Below are 9,626 nucleotides of genomic sequence, written 5' to 3'. Positions count from 1 at the left end.
TGTCTTCGCGAGGCCGGAACGGCGTGCGCCGGCAGGCGCGCGGCTGGAATAGTCCGACCCGTCCAACAGGAGCGCAAGCGAGTGGTGGGCCCGGTCGGACTCGAACCGACGACCAAGGGATTATGAGTCCCCTGCTCTAACCAACTGAGCTACAGGCCCGTAATCGGGGAGGGTACAAACGACTGCGGCGCCATTCTACCCGGAAAGGGAGAGATGGCGCCGCATCGGCAGGTCAGGCTCCGGCCGTTCGGCCGGGACGCCGGTTACTCGGCGTCGGTGTAGGTGCGCAGCAGTTCGGCGCGGGTCGGGTGGCGCAGCTTGCGCAGGGCCTTGGCCTCGATCTGGCGGATGCGCTCGCGGGTGACGTCGAACTGCTTGCCGACTTCCTCGAGGGTGTGGTCGGTGTTCATGTCGATGCCGAAGCGCATGCGCAGGACCTTGGCCTCGCGCGGGGTCAGCGTGGACAGGATCTCGCGGGTGGCCTCGGACAGGCTCTCGCGCGCGGCGGAGTCCGACGGCGAGGCGACCTTTTCGTCTTCGATGAAGTCGCCCAGGTGGGAGTCTTCGTCGTCGCCGATCGGAGTCTCCATGGAGATCGGTTCCTTGGAGATCTTCAGCACCTTGCGGATCTTGTCCTCGGGCATCTCCATGCGTTCGGCCAGCTCTTCCGGCGTGGCCTCGCGGCCCATCTCCTGCAGCATCTGGCGGGAGACGCGGTTGAGCTTGTTGATGGTCTCGATCATGTGCACCGGGATGCGGATGGTCCGGGCCTGGTCCGCGATGGAGCGGGTGATGGCCTGTCGGATCCACCAGGTGGCGTAGGTCGAGAACTTGTAGCCGCGACGGTATTCGAACTTGTCCACCGCCTTCATCAGGCCGATGTTGCCTTCCTGGATCAGGTCGAGGAACTGCAGCCCGCGGTTGGTGTACTTCTTGGCGATGGAGATCACCAGGCGCAGGTTGGCCTCGACCATTTCCTTCTTCGCGCGGCGGGCCTTGGCCTCGCCGATGGACATGCGGCGATTGATCTCCTTGATCTCGGAGATGTTCAGGCTGGCCTCGTGTTCGATCTCGGCGAGCTTCTTCTGCAGGCGCACGATCTCTTCCTCGTGCTCGGCCAGGGCGGTGGTGTACTTGCCCTTGGCCTTGCAGGCTTCCTTGATCCAGTCGGGATTGGTCTCGTTCTTCGGGAAGCTGTCGATGAACGCCTTGCGCGGCATCTGCGCCTGGTTCACGGCCAGCTCCATGATGCGACGCTCATGGCTGCGGATGCGGTCGATGGTGCCGTGCAGCTTGGTGGTCAGCTGGTCCACCATGCGCGGCACCAGCTTGAACTCCATGAAGTACTTGGCGGTGGCCTCGCGCGCGGTGGCATAGGCCTTGCGGTCGCCCTTCTCGAAGGCCTTGTGGGCCTTGGCGTGCAGCTTGCGCAGCTTGTTGAAGCGCTCGCGCGCCTCTTCCGGGTCGGGACCGGTGTCGACCGGTTCGGCGTCTTCTTCCTCGGCGTCCTCGACCTCTTCCACGATCGCGTCCAGTTCCGGCGAGGCCTCGGCGGCCGCGGCCTTCTGGGCCTCTTCCGCCTTCTGGGCGTCTTCCGGGGAGACCAGCCCGCGCGCCACGGCTTCGCCGTCCAGCGGGTTCTGCGGGTCGATGAAGGAGACCACGAGATCGGTCAGGCGGCCGTTGTTCTCGACGATCTGGTCGTACTCGCGAATCAGGTGTTCGATCGCGCCCGGGTGGTGGGCGAGCGCGAACAGCACCTGCATCAGGCCCTCTTCGATGCGCTTGGCGATGCGGATCTCGCCCTCGCGGGTCAGCAGCTCGACCGTGCCCATCTCGCGCATGTACATGCGCACGGGGTCGGTGGTGCGACCGAAGTCGCTGTCGGCCGCGGCCAGGGCGGCCACGGCCTCCTCGGCATCCTCGTCGGCGGAGACGGAGCCGTCGGACAGCAGCAGGCTGTCGGCGTCCGGGGCCTGCTCGTGCACCGCGATGCCCATGTCGTTGATCATCGCAATGATGTCCTCGACCTGGTCGGAGTCGATGATCGAGTCGGGCAGGTGGTCGTTAACCTCGGTATACGTGAGGTATCCCTGCTCCTTGCCCTTGGCAATCAGTTCCTTGAGCTGGGATTGTTGCTCTTCACGGTTCATTGACGTCGTACTCCGAGGTGCCTGGGTCGCTGAATGGGTCGTAGAAAAATCAATCCTGCATTGTAGCAGAAGATTCTTATATTGCCGGGATTCGCCCGCCAAACCCTCTGCCGGTCGCGGAAATCCCGACAGTAAAGCTGGGGGCAGGCTAGCCGATTTCAATGGGTTACGCCCTTCGAGGGGCGCATTTCGGGGGAATCTAACCGGGGTTTCTCTTCTGCAGTAATTCACTAAGACGCGCGAGCTCCTCGCGTTGTTCCGTGGCGAGTTCTCGGCCTGCGCGAGTAAGTTCACGAATTCGTGTGCGCGCCTGCTGGAGCAGGAGCTGGCGGGCACAGTCCATGGCCACCTGTTGGGTGACCTTCGGATCGCCATCCCCAAGCTCCCGCGCGGCCAGGGCCTGCAGGCGGTTGAAGTGGCGATCGTCACGGAAGCGTTCCAGCAGATGGGCACTGCTGCAGCCGGGACGCTCGTGCAGGGCCTCCAGCAGCTTGCCCAGGGTTTGCGCGGCAGTTCCCGGAAACGCCGTGAGTTCGGCCAGCTCGGACTGAGACCATTCGAGCTCCGGGTGCTGCAGGATTCGCGCAAGCAGCGCCCCCCACAGGGCGGAGGGCGTCTCCTGCGCGGTGCCCGCCGGCTCGGCGGATGGTGTCTCGGGGATGTCCGTGGGTGCGGAGGCTGGGCCCGTCGCGCGGGCGTTTCCGTCTTCCGCCTCGCGCAGTTGCTCGCTCAGCCGCTCCGGGCTCAGGTGGGTTTCCTGGGCGACACGTTCGACCAGCTGGTCGCGGAAAAGGGGGTCACGGGTGGTGGCGACCAGCTTCATCGCGGCGTGCGCGAAGCGGGTGCGTCCCTCGGCGGTATCGGTCGGGTGTTCCTCGCGCAACAACCGGACGAGCGTCTCGGATAGCGGCAGGGCACCCTCCAGGCGCTGTTCCCAGCCCGTGAGGCCGTCGCGCAGGACCAGGCTGTCGGGGTCGTCGCCCTCGGGCAGGAACAGCACGCGCACCTCGCGCAGGCCCTGGATCGCGGGCAGTGCCTCGGCCAGTGAGCGCCAGGCTGCGCGGCGGCCCGCGGCGTCGCCGTCGAAGCACAGGGTGATGCGCGAGACCTGACGGAACAGGCTGTCCAGGTGGGCGCGGGTCAGGGCGGTGCCCATGCAGGCCACCGCGCGACGAAAACCGGCGCGGGCCAGCCCGACCACGTCCATGTAGCCCTCGACCACCACGATGTCGTCCAGCCGGGTGCCGGCCTTGCGCGCCTCGAACAGGCCGTAGATGGTCTGTCCCTTGTGGAAGACCTCGCTCTCCGGGCTGTTCAGGTACTTCGGCTCGCCATCTTCGATCAGGCGCCCGCCGAAGCCGGTGATGCGCCCGCGCCGGTCGCGGATCGGGAACATGATGCGCGCGCGAAAGCGCTCGCGGATGCCGCCGTCGTCGCGCCGGGCGGCCAGGCCGGCATCCACCAGCTGCTGCGGGGTAAAGCGTGGCTGGAGTGCCTCGATCAGGCCCGAGGGCGGGGCCCAGCCGATCTGGTAGTCGCGGGCGGTGGTGCCGTCGATGCCCCGGTTTTTCAGGTATTCGACCGCCTTGGGTGTATGGCGCAGCTGCTGCACGTAGTAGTCGGCCGCCGCGTTCAGGGCCTCGTACAGCGGCGCGTGGGCCTCCCGCTTGTCGTCGCCCCCGGCCTCGCGCGGGACCTCCAGTCCGGCCTGCTCGGCCAGTTGCTCGACCGCCTCGGGAAAGCTCAGGTTCTCGTACTCCATCAGGAAGCTGATGGCCGTGCCGTGCGCCCCGCAGCCGAAGCAGTGGTAGAACTGCTTTTGCGGAGAGACGTAGAACGACGGCGTCTTCTCGCCGTGGAACGGGCAGCAGGCAGCGAACTCGCGCCCGGCCTTCTTCAGGCTCACGCGGCGCTGGATCACCTCGACGATATCGCTGCGTTCGAGCAACTCGTCGATGAATGCCTGTGGAATGAGGCCTGCCATGGTATCGCCGGGTATTCCTCGGGGGTGTGCTCGTCGTCAGGTTCGCATGATAGCCCAGCGTCGGGCCGCAACATGTCATTGCGGGATGTTGCAGCCGACGCGGCGAGCCCCGGAGGTCTCCGGGGCGGATGCCGGGGTTGCCCATGGAGATCGCCACGTCGCTTCGCTCCTCGCGATGACGCTGCTTTCTATCTCCCTGTCATTGCGAGGAGCCTTGGGCGACGAAGCAATCGGTATCCGTCAGCCTCCGATCGCGGGATGGTGTCAGGGTGCTGCCATGTCATTGCGAGCGCAGCGAAGCAATCTCCAGAAACTGCCACCAGAACACAGCATCAAGCGATTGTTTCGCTGCGCTCGCAATGATGGGTTCTCGGCACTGCAAACAAAACGGGCCCCGTGAGGGGCCCGAATCGCAGTACCGCCGGCTGTGGCGGGTCAGGCGGCCTGGCGCAGGTTGGCCAGCAGGCCCCGGAGTTCGGAGGCCTTGGGCTTCACCAGCCAGAACGAGCCCTGGTAGTCGTCGAAACGTTCCAGGATCTCGCGGCCCCAGGCGCTGTCCGTCTCGTGCACGAACTCGGTGATGAGTTCCTCGAGGTAGTTGCGGTGCGCCTCCATGTCCTCGGTGTCGAGGCGGTGCAGGTCGATCAGCTCGTTGTTGATGCGGTCCGGGAAGTCGTTCTCCCGGTCCAGCACGAACGCGAAGCCGCCGGTCATGCCTGCGCCGAAATTGACGCCTGTGTTGCCCAGCACCACCATCACGCCGCCGGTCATGTACTCGCAGCCGTGGTCGCCGATGCCTTCCACCACCGCGATTGCGCCGGAATTGCGTACGCCGAAGCGTTCGCCCCCCTGGCCGGCCGCGAACAGCTTGCCGCCGGTCGCGCCGTACAGGCAGGTGTTGCCCATGATGGTGGTGTCCTGGCTGGCGAAGCTGGAGCCCTCCGGCGGACGGATGACCAGCTTGCCGCCGGTCATGCCCTTGCCGACGTAGTCGTTGGCATCGCCTTCCAGGTACAGGTGCAGGCCGCCGGCGTTCCAGACACCGAAGCTCTGCCCTGCCGTGCCTCTCATGCGCACGGTGATCGGGGCATCGGACATGCCCTGGTTGCCGTGGCGCTTGGCGATCTCGCCGGACAGGCGCGCGCCGATCGAGCGGTCGGTATTGGCGACGTCGAAACGGTACTCGCCACCGGCCTTGTTCTCGATCGCCTCGAGCATCTCGGCGACCATCTTTTCCGCCAGCTCGCCCTTGTCGAACGGCTCGTTCTTCGGCTCCTTGCAGAAGCGCGGCTTGTCGGCGAGGTCGCCGCTGGCCAGCAGGCCGTTCAGGTCCAGGTGCTGCTGCTTCGGCGTCTCGCCCGGCAGGATCTCCAGCAGATCGGTACGGCCGATCAGATCCGTCAGGCTGCGCACGCCCAGCTTCGCCATCCACTCGCGGGTCTCGCGGGCGACGAACTGGAAGTAGTGCATGACCATTTCGGGCAGCCCGATGAAGTGGTTCATGCGCAGCACCTTGTCCTGCGTGGCGACACCCGTTGCGCAGTTGTTCAGGTGACAGATACGCAGGTACTTGCAGCCCAGCGCGACCATCGGGCCGGTGCCGAAGCCGAAGCTCTCGGCGCCCAGGATCGCCGCCTTGATCACGTCGAGGCCGGTCTTCAGGCCGCCGTCGGTCTGTAGGCGAACCTTGTCGCGCAGGTCGTTGCCGCGCAGGGTCGCGTGGGTCTCGGTCAGGCCCAGTTCCCACGGGGTGCCGGCGTACTTCACCGAGGTCAGCGGGCTGGCGCCGGTGCCGCCGTCATAGCCGGAGATGGTGATCAGGTCGGCGTAGGCCTTGGCCACGCCGGCAGCGATCGTGCCGACCCCGGCCTCGGAGACCAGCTTCACCGAGACCAGCGCATCCGGGTTGACCTGCTTGAGGTCGAAGATCAGCTGCGCCAGGTCCTCGATGGAGTAGATGTCGTGGTGCGGCGGCGGCGAGATCAGGGCCACGCCCGGATTCGAGTAGCGCAGCTCCGCGATCATCTTGTTGACCTTGTGGCCCGGCAGCTGGCCGCCCTCGCCGGGCTTCGCGCCCTGGGCGACCTTGATCTGTAGCACCTCGGCGTTGACCAGGTAGTGCGGGGTCACGCCGAAGCGGCCCGAGGCCACCTGCTTGATCTTGGACATGCGCTCGGTGCCGTAGCGGGAGACGGCCTCGCCGCCCTCGCCGGAGTTGGAGCGCCCGCCCAGGCGGTTCATCCCCGTGGCGAGGGCCTCGTGGGCCTCCGGCGACAGCGCGCCCAGGCTCATGCCGGCGGAGTCGAAGCGCGGCAGGATCTCGGCCTCGGACTCGACCTCGTCTAGCGCGATCGGCTCGATGTCGTCGCGGACCTTGAGCAGGTCGCGCAGCACGGTCACCGGGCGTTCATTCACCAGGTCCGCATATTCCTTGTATACGCCGTAGTCGCCGGACTGCACGGCGCGGTGCAGGGTCTGGATCACGTCCGGGTTGTAGGCGTGGTACTCACCACCGTGGACGTACTTCAGCAGGCCGCCCTGGCCGGCGCTCTTGCGCGGGTTCCAGGCGCGCTTGGACAGCGTCTCCAGGTCCGCCTCGATATCGGCGAAGCGGGTGCCCTTGATACGGCTGGTGGTGCCGGTGAAGCAGGTGTCCACGACCTCGTCGGCCAGGCCGACAATCTCGAACAGCTGCGCCCCGCGGTAGCTGGCGATGGTCGAAATGCCCATCTTCGACAGGATCTTGAACAGGCCCTTGTTGATGCCCTTGCGGTAGTTCTGCGCCAGGGTCAGCGGGTCCGCGTTCGGGATCTCGCCGGACTGGCACATGCCGTGCAGCGCGGAGTAGGCCAGGTACGGATAGATCGCGGTGGCGCCATAGCCGAGCAGGACCGCGAAGTGGTGCGGGTCGCGCACGGTGGCGGTCTCGGCGACGATGTTGGCGTCGGTGCGAAGCTTGGCGCGGATCAGCGCGTGATGCACCGCGCCCACGGCCAGCGCGGCCGGGATCGGGCGGCGTTCCGGGTCGATGCCGCGGTCCGACAGCACCAGCACCACGGCACCGCCGCGCACGGCCTCCACCGCGTTTGCGGTCAGGGCTTTCACGGCGTCTTCCAGGGAGCCGGCATGGACGTCGTAGTTCAGGTCCATGCGCTCGACGCGGAAGGCGTCTTCGGTCTGGTTGCACAGCTCGCGGAATTTGGCCTCGGACAGTACCGGGGAGTCGGATACCAGGCGGTGGGCGTGGTCCGGGGTCTCCTCGAACAGGTTCTGTTCGCGGCCGAAGCACGTCTCCAGCGACATCACGATGCTCTCGCGCAGCGGGTCGATCGCCGGGTTGGTGACCTGGGCAAACTGCTGGCGGAAGTAGTCGTACAGCGAGCGGGTGTGGCGGGAGAGCACCGCGAACGGGGTGTCGTCGCCCATCGAACCCACGGCCTCCTGGCCGGCCTCGGCCAGCACGCGCAGGATCTGGTCGCGCTCCTCGAAGGTCACGTCGAACAGCTTCTCGTAGGTCTCCAGGCGCTCGGCCGGCATCGGCTCGCCGGAGAACAGCTGGTTGTCGTCCAGCTGGCTCTTCAGCGGGTGCACTTGTGCCCGCAGCCACTGGCGGTAGGGCTGCCGTTTGCGGTTGATCTGGTCGATGTCCTCGGGGTGCAGCAGCTCGCCGGACTCGGTATCCACGGCCAGCATCTGCCCGGGCTTCAGCCGGCCCTTGGCGACCACGTCCTCGGGGGCGTAGTCGTACACGCCGATCTCGGAGGCCAGCGTGATGTGGCGGTCCTTGGTGATCACGTAGCGCGCCGGGCGCAGGCCGTTGCGGTCCAGGGTGCAGGCGGCGTAGCGGCCGTCGGTCAGCACGATCCCCGCCGGGCCGTCCCAGGGCTCCATGTGCATGGAGTTGTACTCGTAGAAGGCGCGCAGGTCGGAGTCCATGTGCGCGACGTTCTGCCACGCCGGCGGAACCAGCAGGCGCATCGCGCGGAACAGGTCCATGCCGCCGGCCAGCAGGACCTCCAGCATGTTGTCCAGGCTCTGCGAGTCGGAGCCTTCCAGGTTGACCAGCGGCTCCAGCTCGGCCAGCTCCGGCAGCTTCTCGGTGGCAAACTTGTGCTGCCGCGCGACCGCCCAGTTGCGGTTGCCCTGTACGGTGTTGATCTCGCCGTTGTGGGCGAGGAAGCGGAACGGCTGCGCCAGGCCCCACTGCGGGAAGGTGTTGGTGGAGAAGCGCTGGTGGAACACGCAGATCGAGGTCTCGAGCTCCGGGCGCTGCAGGTCGCGGTAGAGCACCGGCAGGTTTTCCGGCATCACCAGGCCCTTGTAGGAGACCACGCGCGCGGACAGGCTCGGCACGTAGAACACCGGGTCGTCGCCCATCGCGATCTCGGCGCGGCGGCGCACCACGAACAGCGCGCGCTCGAAGTCATCGCCGTCCATGTCGGCCGGGGCATTGATGAACACCTGCAGGATGTGCGGCTGGCTCTTCAGGGCCTCGGCCCCGCAGGCGTCTTCCGCGTTGATCGGTACCTCGCGCCAGCCGGCAAGTTTCAGCGGGCCGCGCTCGATGGCGCCCTCCACGGCGGCACGCGTCTCCGCGATCTTTTCCGGATTGATGAACACGATGCCGGCGGCGAAGCGCTCGGCCAGCTCGATGTTCGACTCCGAGGCCAGGGTGCGCAGAAAGGCCTCGGGGGTCTTCATCAGCAGGCCGCAGCCGTCGCCGGTCTTGCCGTCCGCGGCGATCGCGCCGCGGTGGGTCATGCGTTCCAGGGCCTTGATTGCGGTGTCCACCACCCAGTGGCTGGCGACGCCGTCCATGTGCGCGATCAGGCCGAAGCCGCAGTTGTCGCGCTCGAATTCGGGACGGTAGAGGGTGCCGTTCAGTTGGTTCTGTCGCATCGGTGAACTCCGGTCACGGCGCACCAGGGGCGGGCCGTCAGGCTGGGAAAGAACACGAAAAAAGGGCGCAGGAATATAGCCGAACCGTCATTCTCCCGGCAAACCGGACCCGGTCAAATAAGCATGGGGTGGCGCGGGTTGGGGTGCGTCCGGGTGGGGACCTACTCCCGGGCGACCCCCTGAACCGAGCCGATGGAGCGGATCCAGGGACCCTCGTTGCGGACCGCCTCGGGCAGGTCGGATGCTGCGCCTTCGGCGGCGTCGCGATTGCTAAACGAACCGGCCAGCACGACCACAAAGTCGCGATCGTTGACCCGCGTGGGGATGTAGCGGATGCCGCCCAGGTTGTGGCGATCCGCATAGCCGCGGGCAGTAGACATGTCCGGGGCCGCGATCAGCTGGATGGTGAACGCATCGGAGGACTGGTTGCCGAGCCACTCCAGGTCGCCGCGCAGGCGCTCGCTGTCACCATCCTCGTCGGCCAGGGCCTCGGTCGTCGTCTCCGGTTCCGGCTCGGGCTCTGGCTCGGGCTCTGGTTCTGGCTCTGGTTCTGGTTCTGGCTCTGGTTCTGGCTCTGGTTCTGGCTCTGG

At 66.8% G+C, this 9,626-nt stretch carries 4 protein-coding genes and 1 tRNA gene; all 5 read right to left on the bottom strand.

Annotated features, from left to right (window positions below; all coding sequences use genetic code 11):
* Nucleotides 1–82: 82 nt before the first annotated feature.
* A tRNA-Ile gene (locus tag G372_RS0100385) sits at nucleotides 83–159 on the bottom strand.
* 104 nt (nucleotides 160–263) lie between these two features.
* Nucleotides 264–2,153, bottom strand: a complete 1,890-nt coding sequence (rpoD, locus tag G372_RS0100380) for an RNA polymerase sigma factor RpoD (RefSeq protein WP_018863075.1) — start codon at nucleotides 2,151–2,153, stop codon at nucleotides 264–266.
* A gap of 199 nt (nucleotides 2,154–2,352) precedes the next feature.
* Entirely contained in the window at nucleotides 2,353–4,137 is a 1,785-nt protein-coding gene (gene dnaG, locus G372_RS0100375) for a DNA primase (protein WP_019624845.1), read from the bottom strand.
* Between the two features lie 435 nt (nucleotides 4,138–4,572).
* Nucleotides 4,573–9,036, bottom strand: a complete 4,464-nt coding sequence (gene gltB / locus G372_RS0100370; RefSeq protein ID WP_019624846.1) for a glutamate synthase large subunit — start codon at nucleotides 9,034–9,036, stop codon at nucleotides 4,573–4,575.
* Between the two features lie 161 nt (nucleotides 9,037–9,197).
* Nucleotides 9,198–9,626: SPOR domain-containing protein (locus tag G372_RS13435; RefSeq protein ID WP_038095563.1), on the bottom strand; the 429-nt coding region annotated here is incomplete at its 5' end.

The sequence above is a fragment of the Thioalkalivibrio thiocyanoxidans ARh2 genome, from assembly GCF_000385215.1.
Taxonomy (GTDB): domain Bacteria; phylum Pseudomonadota; class Gammaproteobacteria; order Ectothiorhodospirales; family Ectothiorhodospiraceae; genus Thioalkalivibrio; species Thioalkalivibrio thiocyanoxidans.
Note: the sequence above shows the minus strand (reverse complement) of the source record. Positions and strands in the feature narration are given on the sequence as shown.

Bases quoted from the DNA above. Each gene is read 5' to 3' on its own strand.
- rpoD (WP_018863075.1), bottom strand. From the start codon at position 2,153: ATGAACCGTGAAGAGCAACAATCCCAGCTCAAGGAACTGATTGCCAAG.
- gltB (WP_019624846.1), bottom strand. From the start codon at position 9,036: ATGCGACAGAACCAACTGAACGGCACCCTCTACCGTCCCGAATTCGAG.
- dnaG (WP_019624845.1), bottom strand. From the start codon at position 4,137: ATGGCAGGCCTCATTCCACAGGCATTCATCGACGAGTTGCTCGAACGC.